The sequence below is a fragment of the Amycolatopsis sp. NPDC057786 genome, assembly GCF_042797905.1.
Classification (GTDB): Bacteria; Actinomycetota; Actinomycetes; order Mycobacteriales; family Pseudonocardiaceae; genus Amycolatopsis.
This window is the reverse complement of the sequence record NZ_JBHVKW010000005.1, coordinates 34106-49725: the sequence shown is the minus strand read 5'-3', so window position 1 is coordinate 49725 and position 15620 is coordinate 34106. Positions and strand designations below refer to the sequence as shown.

Annotated in this window: 17 protein-coding genes; 9 read left to right on the top strand and 8 right to left on the bottom strand. The window is 69.5% G+C overall.

All coding sequences use genetic code 11. From position 1 onward, the window contains the following. Positions 1-6 precede the first annotated feature (6 nt). Genes ACFVM3_RS05460 through ACFVM3_RS05450 form a run of 3 tightly spaced genes read left to right on the top strand, consistent with a single transcriptional unit; the run spans position 7 to position 3056 of the window. Complete coding sequence (locus ACFVM3_RS05460; RefSeq protein WP_378435819.1) at positions 7-888, top strand: ABC transporter ATP-binding protein; 882 nt, start codon at positions 7-9, stop codon at positions 886-888. Between the two features lie 15 nt (positions 889-903). Continuing rightward, positions 904-1623 carry an ABC transporter permease gene (locus ACFVM3_RS05455; protein WP_378435817.1) on the top strand — a complete coding sequence of 240 codons (720 nt, stop codon included), beginning with the start codon at positions 904-906 and terminating at the stop codon, positions 1621-1623. Continuing rightward, a complete protein-coding gene (locus tag ACFVM3_RS05450; RefSeq protein WP_378435815.1) occupies positions 1620-3056 on the top strand; it encodes an alpha/beta hydrolase in 1437 nt (478 codons plus the stop codon). The genes ACFVM3_RS05455 and ACFVM3_RS05450 overlap by 4 nt, the downstream gene beginning before the upstream one ends. A 353-nt stretch (positions 3057-3409) precedes the next feature. Here the strand turns inward: ACFVM3_RS05450 and ACFVM3_RS05445 are convergent, their stop codons facing one another. From ACFVM3_RS05445 to ACFVM3_RS05430, 4 genes are read right to left on the bottom strand one after another with little or no spacing between them, the layout of a single operon-like run. Next, positions 3410-4198 (bottom strand): ABC transporter permease, encoded by a 789-nt coding sequence (locus ACFVM3_RS05445; protein WP_378435813.1) that lies wholly within the window; start codon positions 4196-4198, stop codon positions 3410-3412. Beyond that, entirely contained in the window at positions 4195-5145 is a 951-nt protein-coding gene (locus ACFVM3_RS05440; protein ID WP_378435811.1) for an ATP-binding cassette domain-containing protein, read from the bottom strand. The genes ACFVM3_RS05445 and ACFVM3_RS05440 overlap by 4 nt, the downstream gene beginning before the upstream one ends. 11 nt (positions 5146-5156) lie before the next feature. Beyond that, on the bottom strand, positions 5157-6002 hold the full coding sequence (locus ACFVM3_RS05435; protein WP_378435810.1) for a DUF4097 domain-containing protein: 846 nt from the start codon (positions 6000-6002) through the stop codon (positions 5157-5159). 51 nt (positions 6003-6053) lie between these two features. Continuing rightward, on the bottom strand, positions 6054-6572 hold the full coding sequence (locus ACFVM3_RS05430) for an Arc family DNA-binding protein (protein ID WP_378435808.1): 519 nt from the start codon (positions 6570-6572) through the stop codon (positions 6054-6056). A 402-nt stretch (positions 6573-6974) separates the two neighbouring features. Here ACFVM3_RS05430 and ACFVM3_RS05425 point away from each other — a divergent pair, with 402 nt between their 5' ends. Further along, positions 6975-7544, top strand: coding sequence for a response regulator transcription factor (locus ACFVM3_RS05425; protein ID WP_378436061.1), 570 nt, complete (start codon positions 6975-6977; stop codon positions 7542-7544). Positions 7545-7678: 134 nt separating this feature from the next. Here the strand turns inward: ACFVM3_RS05425 and ACFVM3_RS05420 are convergent, their stop codons facing one another. After that, entirely contained in the window at positions 7679-8314 is a 636-nt protein-coding gene (locus ACFVM3_RS05420) for a LuxR C-terminal-related transcriptional regulator (protein ID WP_378435806.1), read from the bottom strand. 93 nt (positions 8315-8407) lie between these two features. Between ACFVM3_RS05420 and ACFVM3_RS05415 the strand changes: the two genes are divergently transcribed. The 3 genes from ACFVM3_RS05415 to ACFVM3_RS05405 all read left to right on the top strand — a co-directional run bounded on the left by ACFVM3_RS05415 (position 8408) and on the right by ACFVM3_RS05405 (position 12143). Next, positions 8408-10681 carry an ATP-binding protein gene (locus tag ACFVM3_RS05415; protein WP_378435804.1) on the top strand — a complete coding sequence of 758 codons (2274 nt, stop codon included), beginning with the start codon at positions 8408-8410 and terminating at the stop codon, positions 10679-10681. Continuing rightward, positions 10678-11325 (top strand): TetR/AcrR family transcriptional regulator, encoded by a 648-nt coding sequence (locus ACFVM3_RS05410; protein ID WP_378435802.1) that lies wholly within the window; start codon positions 10678-10680, stop codon positions 11323-11325. The genes ACFVM3_RS05415 and ACFVM3_RS05410 overlap by 4 nt, the downstream gene beginning before the upstream one ends. Before the next feature lie 152 nt (positions 11326-11477). Then, positions 11478-12143: a LuxR C-terminal-related transcriptional regulator gene (locus ACFVM3_RS05405; RefSeq protein WP_378435800.1), complete on the top strand. Its 666-nt coding sequence runs from the start codon at positions 11478-11480 to the stop codon at positions 12141-12143. A gap of 33 nt (positions 12144-12176) precedes the next feature. Here ACFVM3_RS05405 and ACFVM3_RS05400 read toward each other — a convergent pair whose 3' ends face one another. Next, the gene (locus ACFVM3_RS05400; protein ID WP_378436071.1) at positions 12177-12362 is read right to left on the bottom strand and encodes a hypothetical protein; all 186 of its coding nucleotides are present in this window, start codon (positions 12360-12362) and stop codon (positions 12177-12179) included. Between ACFVM3_RS05400 and ACFVM3_RS05395 the strand changes: the two genes are divergently transcribed. Beyond that, positions 12282-12503, top strand: a complete 222-nt coding sequence (locus tag ACFVM3_RS05395; protein ID WP_378436059.1) for a hypothetical protein — start codon at positions 12282-12284, stop codon at positions 12501-12503. The two genes, ACFVM3_RS05400 and ACFVM3_RS05395, sit on opposite strands and share 81 nt — an antisense overlap. Here the strand turns inward: ACFVM3_RS05395 and ACFVM3_RS05390 are convergent. After that, entirely contained in the window at positions 12417-13385 is a 969-nt protein-coding gene (locus tag ACFVM3_RS05390) for a DMT family transporter (RefSeq protein ID WP_378435798.1), read from the bottom strand. The two genes, ACFVM3_RS05395 and ACFVM3_RS05390, sit on opposite strands and share 87 nt — an antisense overlap. 72 nt (positions 13386-13457) lie before the next feature. Here ACFVM3_RS05390 and ACFVM3_RS05385 point away from each other — a divergent pair, with 72 nt between their 5' ends. Further along, a complete protein-coding gene (locus tag ACFVM3_RS05385; RefSeq protein WP_378435796.1) occupies positions 13458-14372 on the top strand; it encodes a LysR family transcriptional regulator in 915 nt (304 codons plus the stop codon). A 44-nt stretch (positions 14373-14416) separates the two neighbouring features. On the opposite strand, the gene ACFVM3_RS05380 is transcribed toward ACFVM3_RS05385, so the two are convergent. Then, positions 14417-15574 carry a serine hydrolase domain-containing protein gene (locus tag ACFVM3_RS05380; protein WP_378435794.1) on the bottom strand — a complete coding sequence of 386 codons (1158 nt, stop codon included), beginning with the start codon at positions 15572-15574 and terminating at the stop codon, positions 14417-14419. Between the last annotated feature and the right edge of the window lie 46 nt (positions 15575-15620).

The window sequence follows — 15620 nt, the reverse complement described above, 5'->3', positions numbered from 1 at the left end:
CGTGCCATGACTTCGACAGCAATCGACGTTGACCGCCTCAATCTCAAGTACGGCGACTTCCACGCCGTGAAGGATCTGTCCTTCCAGGTCCGGCAGGGTGAGTTCTACGCCCTGCTGGGCACGAACGGCGCCGGGAAGACCTCGACCCTGGAAACCCTGGAAGGACACCGGAACCCGACGTCGGGCACGGTGCGGGTGCTGGGGAAGAGCCCGCGGGACCGCGCCGCCATCCGGCCCGAGATGGGCATCATGTTGCAGGAGAGCGGTTTCTCGCCGGATCTGACGGTGAAGGAATCGATCCGCCTGATCGGGAGCCTGACCCGGCGCACGGACCGGCTCGAACGGGTCCTCGGCATCGTGGACCTGACCCGCAAGGCCGGCACGAAGGTGTCCCAGCTCTCCGGTGGCGAGAAACGGCGGCTCGACTTCGCGACCGCGGTGTACGGCTCGCCGCGGCTGGTGTTCCTGGACGAGCCGACGACCGGTCTGGACATCCAGTCCAGGGACGCGCTGTGGGACGCGGTCGACAAACTCCGCGAGGACGGTTCGACCATCGTGCTCACCACGCATTACCTGGAAGAGGCCCAGCAGCGTGCCGACCGCATCGGCCTGATGCACCGGGGCACCTTCCACCAGGAGGGCACGGTCTCCGAACTCACGCGGACGCTGCCCGCCGTGATCCGGTTCTCCCTGCCGCCGTCGGCTCCGGCTCTCCCCTTGCAAGGCAAGCGCGAACACGACGGGAAGTTCGTCATCGAGACCTTCGGCCTGCAGAAGGACCTGCATGTCCTGCTGCGGTGGGCGCGGGACAACGCGGTCGAACTTCAGGACCTCGAAGCGGGCCCGACCCGGCTCGACGACGTGTTCCGTGCCATCGACAACCACTAGTCACAAAGGACTCTCATGCTTTCGATAGCCCGCAGCGAACTGATCCAGATCTTCCGGAACCGCTCCGTCCTGATCACGAGCTTCGTGATGCCGCTGGCCATTTCGGCGTTCTTCGTCTACCAGCACGAAGTCTTCGCCAAGATCGGCAGTCTCGGCTACATCGCGGCGATCGTGATGTTCACCGTATGCGCGTTCGGCCTCTACACCAGCGCGGTGACCACGCTGGCCTCGCGGCGGCAGAACCTGTTCCTCAAGCGGTTGCGCTCCACCGCGGCGGGTGACGCGTCCATCCTGGTCGGCCTGGTACTGCCGGTCACCGTGATCTCGCTCGTCCAGGTCGCGGTGATCATGATCGTGCTGGGCACGATCACCGGCTCACCCGCCGATATCGCCCTGCTGGTGGCGGCGGTACTCGCCAGCGTCGCCATGATGATCGGCCTCGGCCTGGCCACCGCGGGCCTGACGAACTCCCCCGAGCACGCCCAGGTCACCACCTTGCCGGTCAGCCTCGGCGTGATCGCCATCGCCAGCTGGGTCGGCATCTCCGGTACCGACGACCTGACCTTGCTCAAACGGCTGCTGCCCGGGGGCTCGGCCACCGAACTCGCCGTCAACGCCTGGAACGGCGGCGTGGCCGTCACCGACTCCTTGCTCCTGCTCGCCCCGACGCTGGCCTGGGTCGTCGTCGCCGTCGCCCTGGCGGCGCGGCTCTTCCGCTGGGAGCCGCGCCGATGACCGTCCGAAGTGGAGTGAGGCTTCTTCCCGTTCTGGTCGCCGCATTGGTGGCCACGGCGACCCCGGCCGTCGCGTCGGCAGCGCCGAAATGGGGGCCGTGCCCGGAAGAGGCGGCGGGCCTCGGACTGGAGTGCGGCACCATCCAGGTCCCGCTGGACTATCGCGACCCCGGCGGCAGGGCCATCGAGATCGCGATCTCGCGCCTGGCGAGCACCAAACCGGAGAAGCGCCGCGGCGTCCTGCTCACCAACACCGGCGGCCCCGGCGGCGAAGGGCTGGCTTTTCCGGCCACCCTCAAAAAGCTGAACATCCCGCAGGAGGTGCTCGACAGTTACGACGTCATCGGGATGGATCCGCGCGGGGTCCACAACAGCACGCCGGTGACGTGCGGGCTGTCCCCCGCGGAGCATCCGACCAACATCCCGACGTACGCCAGGAATTCGGCCGACGTCTCGACCGAGGCCCAGCGGGTCGCCGCCGTCGCCGCGAAATGCGGTTCCTCGGCAACCGCCCCGCTCCTGCCGTACATGACCACCGCCAACACCGCCCGCGACATGGACCGGGTGCGCGAGGCGCTCGGCGAGCGGAAGGTGAACTACTTCGGCATCTCGTACGGCACGTACCTCGGCTCGGTGTACACGTCACTGTTCCCGGAGCGCAGCGACCGGTTCCTGATCGACAGCGCGACCGGCCCCGGCGGCTGGGATGCTTCCTTCTCGCGCCTGTTCGGCCAAGGCGTCGAGGACCGCTTCCCGGACTTCGCGAAATTCGCCGCATCGAAGCCCGAATACGGCCTGGGCCGGACGCCGGCGGAAGTGACGGCGAAGTACTTCGAGCTCGCCGCGCGACTGGACAGGACACCGAGCCCGGAGGGTTACAACGGCCAGGTGTTCCGCCACGTCACGTTCGCCGATCTCTACTACGACACCAAGCTGCCGCATCTGGCCGAAACCTGGCGCGCGCTCGATACCGGGAAGCCCGTCCCTTCGCCTTTGTCCAGTGCGAGCTACCCGTCGGACAACTACATCGCGAGCCAGTTGCACGTGATCTGCAACGACTCCGACTGGCCGGAGGACGTCAGGACGTACCAGCGCCATGTCGCCGTCGACCGCTTCCGCCACCCGCTGTTCGGCGCCGCGGCCGCGAACATCACGCCGTGCGCCTTCTGGCCGTCCGAACCGGTCGAAGCGCCCGTGAAGATCACCGACCGCGGCCCGTCGAACGTCCTGATCGTGCAGAACCTCCGCGACCCGGCCACGCCGCTGGCGGGGGCACGGAAGCTGCGGCAGGCCTTCGGCGACCGCGCCAGGATGGTCACCGTCGACCAGGGCGGGCATCTGGCGTATCTGTTCAAGGACAACCAGTGCGCGAACGACCTCGCGACGGAGTTCCTGGTCGGCGGTGCGCGGCCGCGGGAGGATTTCGCCTGCTGATCGCCTGGGTCGTGACCGGTCCGTTCACACACCCGCACCGGCACGCCCGACGGCACGCGGCACGATCTCACCTGCAGACCCGGGTGGCGGGCTCCGCGAGACCGCCGAGGCACCATGATCGGGCAACGCCCCCGACCATGACCGGACCCCTCATCCGCGACTGTGTGGATTTCGGGACGTTGGATGACCCGAAAACCACACAGTCACGCATGACCAGTCCAGTCACGCAAGCCGCAGGGCGTTGCGCCGAGGTTGTCGATGCGGATCTCCCGCAATCAGTCGGCCAATTACGGGAGACAAGACCAAGCGCCCCGGACCGGAACAGAACCTTCCGGCCCGGGGCGACCCCCGGTTCAGCGGTCGCGTTCCTTGGCGAACAAGGACTTCGACCACACATACCCGACGACCGAGAGCAGGACGCACCACCCGATCGCGAGCCAGCCGCTGCTGCCGATCTCGGTGCCGAGCAGTAGTCCGCGAATGGTTTCGATGACCGGCGTGAACGGCTGGTAGTCGGCGAACCAGCGCAGCCACACGGGCATCGAGTCGGTGGGCACGAACCCGCTGCCGAGGAAGGGCAGCAACATGAAGACCAACGGCGTGTTGCTGGCCGTCTCCACGCTCTTCGCGGCCAGCCCCAGCGCCACCGACAACCAGGTGAGCGCGACGCTCAGCAGCAACAGCAAGCCGACGACCGCGAACCATTCGCCGACACCCGCCGTCGGCGAGAAGCCGATGAGCAGCGTGACGCCGAAGACCACGGCGAGGGCGATCGTCGTCTGGATGAGCGCGCCGACGACGTGCCCGGTCAGTACCGAGGCCTTGCTGATCGCCATGGTGCGGAACCGGGCGATGATGCCTTCGGTCATGTCCGTCGCCACGGAGATCGCGGTGCCGAGCGCGGCGCTGCACACGGTCACGAGCAGGATGGCCGGCGTGACGTAGCCGACGTACTCGGCTCTGCCGCCTCCGCCGCCGAGCCCGTTCCCGAGCGTGCCGCCGAAAACGTAGACGAACAGCAGCAGGAACACGATCGGCTGGCCGATCAGCATGAGGGTGAGCGACGGATAGCGTTGCATATGCCGGATGTTGCGGCGCAGCATGGTCGCCGAGTCACGCATCGAAAGGGACAGGGTGCTCATCGGGCCATCTCCTTGGTCGCGTCGGTCCGGTGGCCGGTGAGGCTGAGGAACACGTCGTCGAGGTCCGGCGTGTGCACGGTGAGGCTGTCGACGGCGACGGCTTCGGCGTCGAGGCGGTCGAGCACGGCGCGAAGGGCGGCGACGGTGCCGTCGGTCGGCACGCGGAGCGCCAGCGCTTCCTCGTCCGAAGTGGACACTCGAAGCACGCGGGTGGCGTCCCGCAAGGAAACCGCGTCGGGGAACTTCAGCTGCATGTGCCCGCCGGGGACGCGCCGCTTCAGCTCGTCGGGCGTGCCCAGCGCGACGATCCGGCCACCGTCGAGGACGGCGACCCGGTCCGCGAGCTGATCGGCCTCCTCCAGGTACTGCGTGGTGAGGAAGATCGTCACGCCGCCGTCGACGAGGTCCCGGATGATCTCCCACATCGTGCGGCGGCTGCGCGGGTCGAGGCCGGTGGTCGGTTCGTCGAGGAAGATGACCTTCGGGTCGCCGATCAACGTCATCGCCAGATCGAGTTTGCGGCGCATGCCACCCGAGAAGGTGGACGGAGTCTTCTTCGCCGCATCGGACAGCTCGAACCGTTCCAGAAGTTCGGCGGCGCGTTTGCGCCCCGTACGACGCGGCAGATGGTGCAGATCCGCCATGAGGAACAGGTTCTCCTCGCCGGTGAGCAGATTGTCGACGGCGGAGAACTGTCCGGTAAGACCGATTGCGGCGCGAACACCATCCGGGTCGCCGCCGAGGTCGGCTCCGGCGATGGTCGCGGCACCGGCATCCGGAGTGACCAAAGTGGACAGGATGTTGACCGTGGTGGTCTTGCCGGCGCCGTTGGGGCCGAGCAGTGAGAAGACGGTGCCGCTCGGGACATGCAGATCGATGCCGTCCAGGACGACCTTGTCGCCGTAGGACTTGCGCAGTCCGGTGGCGGAAATGGCCGGGTGTCTCATGGGAATTCCCTTCAGGAACGGTGGACGAGGATGTCGCCGACGGAGGTACCGGCGCGGACTTCGACCTTGTCGGCCGCGGCGCCGGGCTCCGTGCCGGCGGTCATGTCGTTGATGACGCGGCCGAAGCCGGTGTTCACGTCGAGCCAGGCCGCGCTGCCCTCGCGGATGCCGACCTCGACGTCCCCCAACGACGTCTCGAGGGTGAGCGTGCCCCGCGCGGCGTCGAGCACCCGGACCGAACCGTTGGCGGTCTTGGCTTCGACGCCGCTTTCGGCCTTGTCGACGGTGATGTCGCCGTTGGCCGAACGGACGCGGATCGCGTCGGCGGCGGCCCCGATCGTGGTGGGCCCGTTGGAGTTCTTGACGACCGCGGTGCCACTGATCGCGCCGACGTGCACACGGCCCGAGCTCGTGCTGATGTCGACGTTGCCGTCGGCGTGCTCCACGACGATGTTCCCGGACGCGGAATGCAGTTTCAGCTCACCGGTGCGGTCGAGGTGGATATGCCCGGTCCCGGACCGGTAGCGGCAGCCGCCGATCCGCCCGGTCACGGTCAGGTCGCCGAGCCCGGTGCTCCCCTGCACCCGGGAACCGACGGGCAGTTCGATGGTCACGTCGATCGACCTCGTCCGGTTGGAGAAGTCGAGCAGGCGCATCTTCGGCGCGCGGACGGTCAGGGTGCCGCCGGAGAATTCGACGACGGTCCGCTTCGCCGCGTCGACGTCGGAGTCGTTGTTCTCGTCGAGCGGGGCCACTTCGACGACCGTGTCGGCGCGGTCGCCGGCGACGATACGGACGTTGCCGACGACCGGCTCGAGGTCCGCGAGAATGGGTTCCGGGGTGGCGAAAGAAGGCATGGTTGTCCCCTCGAAGGTGGTGTGATCGGTGTTTGTGCTGGTCTAAAGGGTCTAGCTGACCCAGCCGGTGTAGCGCTGCGCGCCGCGACGACCGCCGCTCGGCGGGGCGGGCGGAGTGGCCGGCTCCGACGGGTTCAACGCCGCGGACGCGGCCCGCACCAGCCACGCGTTGACCGAACGGCCTTGCGCGGCCGCCGCCTCCTCGACGCGTGTCTTGAGGTGTTCCGGAAGCCGGAAGTTGATCCGGGCCGTCGCCCCTTCGTCCTCCGGCAGCGGCGCCGCCGGAGGCTCGGGCGCCGCGGCCGCGACAGGCTCGGCCTGTTCGACCGCGGGCAACGTGACGGCGAAGCTGGCTTCCCCGGCACGCAACCGGACCTCGACCGAGCCCGGCGCCAGGTCACGGGTGATCTCGTCCGACGCGGCGGACAGCGCGTCCAGCAGCGCGAGACGAATGGCCGACGCGAGCGGCGCGGTCAGGCGTTCGGCGAGCGCGCTCGCCTCGGCTCCCCCTGCCTCGGCGGCGACGGCGAGTTCCCGGCGAACGTTGTCCACAAAGGGCGTCAAATCCATGATGCCATCATGGCACCATAGTGGCGCCATGGCAAGGCCCAGATTGGCGCCACAATGCGCCAACGTGGCGTCAACGCAGGTCAGGGTCGTTTTTGCCCCTTCGACCAGTCTCCGCTGGCGGGGAAAGCAGGACGCTGGCGAACGCGTTGCCGGGATCGTTCACGGCGGGCCAGAATCGCCACGAGCCGCGCGGAAAGGAAGCGACCCGCCATCGAGTGTGGGGGTCACCCGAGGCGGGCCGCTACCCGGGTCCCACCGTACAAGAGGTCCACTCGCTCATGCGGGCAACGCTTTTTGTCCCTGCGGCTCTTGACAAATCGAAGATCCACAGTGGACAGAAGAGGGTATATGCGACCAGTCCGGGTGAGCGTCTGCGCACTGGACCCCATCACGAAGGCCGGAATGGTCGACCTCCTCGAGGCGCGCCCGTCCGTGCAGGTGGCCGGGGACAGGGCGCGGCACGAAACCGATGTCGTCGTCGCCGCGTTCGACCGGCTTTCCGGCGACGCGGTCACCGCGTTGCGTGCGGTCACCGCCGAACTCGGCAAGCCGATCGTGCTGGTGACCGACCGGATCGAGGAAGGCGGTCTCGCGGTGGCGGTGGCGTGCCGGGTGGTCGCCATCCTGCCGAGGTCGGCGATGACCGACTCCCGCGTCGTCGACAGCGTCCGTGCCGCCGCGTCGGGCGCCGTGGGCCCACCGCGGGATCTGCTCGGCAGGCTGGCCGAACACGCCGAGCGGTTGAACCGGGAGCTGCTCGCGCCGAACAGACCGGCCGGGGCGGCGCTCTCCTCACGGGAGATCGATGTCCTCCGCCTGATGGCCGACGGGTTCGACACGCAGGAGATCGCCACCGAACTCGCCTATTCGGAGCGAACGGTGAAGAACGTGATCTACGCCGTCACCGACCGGCTGCGGCTGCGGAACCGGTCGCACGCGGTGGCCTACGCGATCCGGGAAGGAGTCATCTGAGCCTGTTGGCGGAGCTGAAGGTGTACTCCGAAAAGTGGCAGGGCGCCTGACCCGCCGTCGTGACAAGGAAGACCACAGGCGCCCTGCCGACGTCGATCGCGGACGCGGGTTCACCACCAGGGCTCTGAAACCGCTCAGATGAGCCCCTCGCGCAGCGCGTACGCCACGACATGGGTGCGGTTGCGCAGATTGAACCGGCTGAGCATGCCGTGCAGGATGTTCTTCACGGTCCGGTCGGAGTAGGCCACTCGCCGGGCGATCTCGCCGGTGTCGAATCCTTCCGCGAGCAGCCGGAGCACTTCGGTCTCGCGTGGCGACAGACCGCTGAGCGTGAGCTCGCGGGGTTCGAGGACTTCCTTGTGCAGCCGCGAAATCCCGCGGAGCAGGCTGCCGAGCTGATCGGCGGGAAGATCGCCCCGGCCGGCGTGCGCGTCGGCGACCGCGCGCAGCAACCGCCCCGGCGTCGCCTCGGAGCGCGCGACGACGACGGCGAGCCCACGTTCCACCGCGGCCCACAGTTCGGCCTGGTTGGGCTCATCGGCCACCAGGACCAGCCGCGCGGACCCGGCCGGGATATGCCGCGGGTCGTTCCCCGCGACGGCGACGAGGACGTCGGCCTGCGCCGGGTCTTCGCGCAGGCTGATGCCGGGCCCGTCGCCGAGCGCGCTGCGCAGCCCCGCCCGCACCAGCGGATCGGTGGCGTGCACGGCGACCCGGATCTCCTCGGTCCGCACGACCGGGCGGACGGGCGTCGTCAAGATCGTCGACATGCCTTCCAGGTAACCGGCCCGCGAGAAGGCAGGACAAGCTGAAGCAGGGGGCAGCTTTTCGTCATCGGAAGCCTGCCGGTTGAATGGGCCGCGGTGGAGGCGAACGAGAAGCGGTCGGTGTTCGGCAAGCTCCTGCTCGAACACCGGCGGGCCGCGGGGTGGACGCAGGGGCGCCTGGCCGAGGCCTCCGGTATCAGCGTCCGCGCCCTCCGTGAGCTGGAACGCGGCCGCGCGCGGGCCGCCCAGCAACGCTCCGCCGAGGTGCTGGCCGACGCGCTCGGCCTCACCGGCGGCGACCGGGAGTTCTTCCTCACCGTCGCCAAACAGGGCCGTCGCCGGAATCCGGCACTGGCCGCCCAGGCCGCGGCGACCTGTGCGCTGCCCGCGCCCACCGCGGATCTGTCCGGCCGCGAAAGCGAGCTGGAGCAGCTGTCCGCGAAGGTCGCCGAGGGTGGTGGCGTGGTCGCGATCGTCGGGCAGGCCGGGGTCGGGAAGACGGCGCTCGCGGTGACGGCCGCGGACCTGTGGCGCGCGGAGTTCCCGGACGGGGGCTACGCGGTCGACCTGCGCGGGATGGACGAACGACCGCTGAGCGCCGGCACCGCGCTCGACCGGCTGCTGCGCGCGCTGGACGTCGCGCCGGGGCAGGTACCCGCCTCCGAAGCCGAACGGTCGGCGTTGCTGCGGATGCTGCTCGAAGGCCGGAAGGTCCTGCTGTTGCTCGACAACGCGGCCGACGAGGCGCAGATCCGGCCGCTTCTGGTCGCCGGGCCCGGTTCCCTCACCCTGATCACCTGCCGCCGGACGCTCGCCGGGCTCGAAGGCGCCCGGTGGCTCGGGCTCGAAACGCTTTCGGACGACGGCGCGACCGGTCTGCTCGCCAAGATCGCCGGCGCCGACCGGGTCCACGCGGAGCCCGCCGCGGCACGCGAACTCGCCGAGCTGTGCGGGTATCTGCCGCTCGCGCTCCGGATCGCGGGCAACCGGCTCGCCACCCGGCCGCAGTGGTCCCTGGCCCAGCTCGCCGACCGGCTGCGCGACGAAAGCACCCGGCTGCGCGCGCTCGCGGCGGGCGATCTGCGGCTGCGCTCCGCCTTCGACCTGTCCTACCGCGCGGTCTCGCCCGAGGCCCGGCGGCTGTTCCGGCTGCTGGCGACCGTGCCGGGCGCCGACTTCGGTCTCGAACTCGCGGCCGTCGTCTCCGGCGCGTCGCCCGCCGACGTCCGCGACCATCTCGACGAACTCGTCGACGCCAGCCTCGTGCAGACCACGGCGCAACCGGAGCGGCACCAGTTCCACGACCTGATCCGCCTGTTCGCCGAGGAACGGTTCGAGGCGGAGGAAGACCCGTCCGCGCGGGACACCGTGCTCGCCCATCTGCTCGGCAAGGCGGCGGAGGCGGCCAGGCTGTTCTACCCCAAGGCGCCGGAGACCGGCCGGTTCGGCTCACGGGAAGAGGCCGCCCGCTGGCTGGACGTCGAAGGCGGGAACTGGGTCGCCGCACACCGTGTGGCGGCACGGAGGGGTATGCACCGGGAGGTCAGTGACCTCGCCGTCGCGCTGCACTGGTACTCCGACGGGCGCAGCGCCCAGCGGCCGTGGTGGGAGATCTTCACGCTCGGCGCGGCCGCGGCGAGCGCGCTCGGCGACGCCGGGGCCGAGGCGAAGCTGCTCAACTTCGTCGGCTGGGCCGCCAACGTCTGTCTCGGCGACCACGAGCGCGCTGTGGTGGCGCACCGCCGCGCGCTGGACATCGCCGCCGGGATCGGCGACCGCGTCGAGCAGACCTGGGCGTCCATTTACCTCGGCAAAGTGCTGCGGTCGACCGGAAAAGCCGATGAAGCGTTCGAGTTCGCGAAGCGCGGGTATGAGCTGGCGGGCGAACTCCCGTTCTGGGACGGGCAAACGACAGCGCGGAACGTCTACGGACACGCGCTGCTCAACGCCGGACGGCATGCCGAAGCACTCGCCGTGCACCGTGCCGTGCTTTCCGACGCCGAACGGCTGGCAGGCGACACGTATCCCGATTTCCATCGGCTGCTGAAGGCCCTGACCCTGCGCTCCATCGGCGACGTGTTCGGTGATCTCGCCGAATGGCGGGAGGCGGCGGGCCACTACCGCACCGGCCGGTGGCTCGCCTGGGAAGGTGGTTTCGACGCGTTGGAGGCGACGTGCGCCTTCCGCGAGGGGCAGGCCTGGCGGGAGGCGGGCGCCTTCGAGGAAGCCAGGGAATGCCTCACCCTGGCCGTGGACCTCTCCGCCGGGCCGTCGTCCGGCGCGTTGCGCGAGCAGGCTTCGGCCGAACTGGCGCTCATGCCCGCGGAGCGCCGACTAAGCTTCGGGCCGACGGAGCGGGAGGGCCGATGACGGACGCGGACGGGCAGAGCCCGAGGGAGCGCTATCGCGACCAGGTGCGCGCGGAGATCAAGCAGCACGCGTGGGAGCAGATCGCCGCCGCCGGGGTGCCCGCGCTGTCACTCAACGCGATCGCCAAACAGGTCGGGATGAGCGGTCCCGCGCTGTACCGGTACTTCGCCAGCCGCGACGATCTCATCACCGCGCTCATCCGCGACGCGTACCGGAGCCTCGCCGACACCGTTCGCGCGGCGTTCGACGACGGCGCCGATCTGGCCGGGCTCGCCGTCACCATCCGGGACTGGGCCCGGAGCGACCCACAGCGCTACTTCCTCATCTACGGCACGCCGGTTCCCGGATACCACGCGCCCGAGGACACCACCGCCATCTCGCGACAGGTCATGGCCGTGCTGCTCGAAGCGTGCCGCGCGATCACCGTCGACAAGCCGGAAACCCCGTTCGACGAACATCTGGACGGCCATCGCGACTGGGCGGGCGACGATCCGGCCCCGTCCTCGGCGCTGCACCGCGCGCTCTCGTTCTGGACCCGCCTGCACGGCGTGCTCTCGCTCGAACTCGCCGGTCACTTCACCGGAATGAAGTTCGACCCCGACCTGTTGATCACGGACGAACTGGACGACCTCACGACCCGGTGACCCGATCGCCTTCGCAGTGAACCTTTCCCGCCCGCCGGGCGTCTTGCCCTGTGACGACGCGGTCGGCCGCGTTGACATACAACGTTGCATGGTTATAGGTTCTAAGCAAAGCAAGAGCCGTTAACGCTGGCGCTTCGGATGGGGACTTCGCCATGATTCACGGGGAGAAGATCAGCAGGAGGACCGACCGCGTCAGAGTCGCCGTGTACGCCCCGGATCTGCTGGCCGGGCTCGGCACGACGAGCATCCTCGGCGGCGACGAACGGCTGGACGTGCTGTCCGACACCGACCTCGGGCCCGCCGAAGTCATCGTGACGGTCGGGGATTCGATCGGCGACGGGGTTTTCACGTTCCTGCGCCAGGTTCGGGCCGCGTCGACCCTCGCCACGCCACCGAGATGTGTGATCGTCACCGACCACTTCCCGGTCCAGGTGCTGATGACGGCGATCGAATGCGGGATGGCCGCGTTGCTGCCGCGGCGCGACCTCGACGGCGAGCACCTGGTGCGGACGATCCTCGCGGTCAGCCAGGGCGCGGGCGCCCTGCCGCCGCGTTTGCAGGGCAGCCTGCTCTCCCAGCTCGAACGGATCCAGGAAGAGCTGCTGGTGCCCAACGGCCTCGCCTTGTCCGGCCTGTCCGACCGCGAGCGAGAGGTCCTACGCCTGCTGGCCGACGGCCATGGCACGGAGGAGATCGCCGCCAAACTCGCGTATTCGGAGAGCACCGTGAAGAACGTCCTGTACCGGGTGATGTCCCGATACGGCCTGCACAACCGCACGCACGCCGTCGCCTTCGCGTTGCGCACCGGCTCGATCTGACGGGGCTCCGTCCGGAAAGGACGGAGGGCTCGGTCACCGGAGATGAGCGCGGCCCAGCAACCGCTCGACCACTTCGGGAAGCGGCTGCTCCTCCGGACCTTCCAGCCACAGGACACGGCAGTGCAGCTCCACGCCGAGATTCGCGAGCAGATCCGCACGGCGGCCGAAGAACTCGAAGTATCCGGTCAGATTCCTGAAGGTCTTCGGCGACCCGTACACCGTGCTCCGCGACACCGCCGACCGCAGCAGGTCGGCACCGTCGTGGTCGGCGCCTCACAGAAGACCGGGCACCGGTTCGCGGGGTCGGTCGCGACCAAGCTCATCAGGTCCGGGCACTGGCCGGTGCTGGTGGCCCCCTGACGACCGGCCGCCGAGGAACGAGACGGCGCCCACCGCGGCGACGACGAGCGCACAACCCACGAGTTGCAGCGGAGTCGGCCACTGGCCGAGCAGGGCCGCCCCGAACAGGATCGCGGCGGCGGGTTGCAGCATCAGCACGGCGGACCCGCCGCTCGCCGGCAGGGCGGACAGGGCCTTGCCGATCAGCAGCCAGCCGAGCACCTGACCGGTCACGGCCAGCACGAACAGCCACAGCAGCGCCGACGCCGACGGAGTGACGTCGAGGTTTCCGGCGAACAGGCCCGAAAGGCCACCCACGCTCGCCGACGCCGCGGTCGCCGTGGCGAGCATCGTCGTGCGTCCACCGCCGTCGGTTCCGGCGCGGCGCAACAGGATCAGGTAACCGGCGTAGGCGACTCCCGCCAGCACCGCCATGACGGTGCCGTACCAGGGATCGCTGCCCGCGGCACCGCCGTCCGCCAGCCCGCCTGCCAGCGCCGTCCCCGCCAGCATCACCGGGATGGACAGCCAGAACGACCGAGGCGGCCGCTCGCCGAACCACAGCAGACCGGCCAGCGGGACGAGGACGACCTGAACGTTGACCAGCGCCGTGGCGACGCCCGCGCCGACGGAGAGGATCGCCTCGCTCCACAGCACCATGTCGACCCCGAGGAGGACACCGGCCAGTACGTGGCGTCGCCGAGCGGCCGGAGTGGGTCGGTGTCCCCGCTCCAGGGAACGCGCCAAGATCACCAGGATCGGCAACGCGAACAGGCAGCGGAAGAACGTCGCCGTCGTCGAGCTGACCCCGGACAGGGCGACGAGCGGGGCGGACAGGGCGATCGCGAGGGCGCCGAGGACTCCTTGCGTCCTCGGACCGATGAGGAATCCGTTGTGCCGCATGCCTTCGATTCGATCGCACGGCGGCGGGGAGTACCAGCGAGATCCTCTTACCCCGAGGGTTAAGCTCGGCTAATGAGTGGTGATCTGTCCAATGTGGAACGGCTGCGGATGCTGCACGCGGTGTGGCGGCGGGGGTCGCTCGCCGCGGCGGCCGAGCTGCTGCACGTGACGCCGTCGGCGATCTCCCAGCAGCTGACCAAACTGGAGCGGGAGGCGGGCACCGGGCTCCTCGTCCGGCACGGGCGCGGCGTTCGGCTCACCCCGGCGGGCCTGCTGCTGGCACAGCGCTCGGACCGAGTGCTCGCCGAACTCCGCGCCGCCCGCGCGGATCTGGACTCCCTCACCGGGGAGACGACCGGCGTGGTCGAGATCGGCGCCATCCCTTCCGGGGTGCACACGTTCATCGCACCGGCGCTCACCGGCCTCGCCGTCCGCCACCCCGGTATCGAGGCGCGGTTGCACGAAGTCGAACCCGAAGTCGCCCTTCCCGCGCTGGCCGACGGTGTCTTCGACGTCGTGGTCGTCGAGAGCTGGGAGAACCTGCCGCTCACCCGGCCGCCCGCGACCCGCTGGACCGAACTGCGCGACGACTCGGCGATGATCGTGCTCCCGGCCGGGCATCCGCTGGCGGGCGCGGATTCGGTGCGCGCCGAAGACCTCGCGGACGAGATCTGGGTCGCCTGGGCCCGGCCGACGCTGGCGAACGCGTGGATCCGCCAGACGCTGCGCGAACGCGGGATCGAACCGATCGTGCGGCATACGGTCAGCGGGTTCGGCACCCAGTTCGCCGTCGTCGCCGGGCTCGGCGCCGTCACGCTGGTACCGGGTATGGCCACCACGATCGCGCCGCCGACCGTGGTGTGTGCCCCGCTCGAACCGGCATTGCACCGGCAGCTCTACGCGGTGCAGCCGCAGGGGGAAACGCGGCCCGCTGTCGCCGAGTGCGTCACGGCCCTGGTGGAGGCAGCACGTTCTTGGGGCTCGTGAGTGGTAAGGACGGTTAGAACCGTCCTTACCACTCACCAGGCGGATCAGCCGCGACCGCAGAGGGCGTGGTCGATCACCGGGTCCAGCGGGTTCCCCGGCGGCGGTTCGGCACCCGGATTGAGCGGCGTGAGCGTGTTCAGCGAAACCATCACGCTGCGTTTGCCGTCCTCGGTCACGCCGTTGCCCGTCAGGTAGCCGGGCAGCGCGCCGCCGTGGCCCCAGTAGTCACCGCAGGAAGCGGTCGACTTCACCAGGCCGAGCCCGTACGCGCCGAGCCCCGGCGCGGGCACGGTCTTCTTCATCTCGGCCAGCATCGACGGCGGGAGCACCTTGCCGCCCAGCAGCGCCCGGAGGAACTTGTTGCCGTCCTCGGTCGTGCTGTTGATCGATCCGTCCGCTCCTCCGCCCATCGACGGATTCATCAAGGTCACGTCCACCCGTCGCCCGAGCCGCGGCGGATTCGAGCCCTCGACGACGAACCGGTCGTACCCTCGCGCGTGCGGGGCCGGGATGAACGGCGACGTGTACGGCAGGGTGGTCTCGCGCAGGCCCAGCGGACGGACGATCCGGTCGATGATCTCCTGCTGCCAGTCCCGGCCGGTCACCTTTTCGGTGATCATCCCGGCGAGCACGTAGTTGGTGTTGGAGTAGCCCCAGCTCTTCCCTGGCTCGAACGCCGGCGGTTTGCCGACCGCCAGCTTCACCGCCTCCGACGCGCTGAGCTCGTCGAACCGGTGACGCAGAAAGCCCTTTTCGGTGAAGAGATCGAGTTCCGCCATGTAATCGTGCAGCCCGCTGGTGTGCTGAAGCAGCTGCCGGACAGTGATGGCCTTGCCGTCGTTGCCGTTCCCGCTCACCACTCCCGGCAGCCACCGGTCCACCTTGTCGTCCAAGGAAAGCCGCCCTTCGCCGACGAGCTGGAGCATCGTCGCGGACAGGAACGTCTTGCTGAAACTCGCGATCCGGAAATGCCCGTCCCACGGCACCGGGGTCCGGGTCCGCAGATCGCCGTGGCCGCTGCGCACCTTGACGCTGCCCCTTGCCGTGCTGACCTCCACGAGCGCGCCGGGCGAACCGTTCACCACGAGCGTGTCGGCGTCGCGCTGCAGTGTCCGCTGCAGTTGTGGCGTCGCGGAGGCGACGGCCGGGGAAACGAGCGTTGCCGCGCAAACCGCGGCGATGACCACTGAAGTTCGTTTCATACCGGTAAAACTACGAAGACACCAGCGCATCGGGCATCGGCTTGAA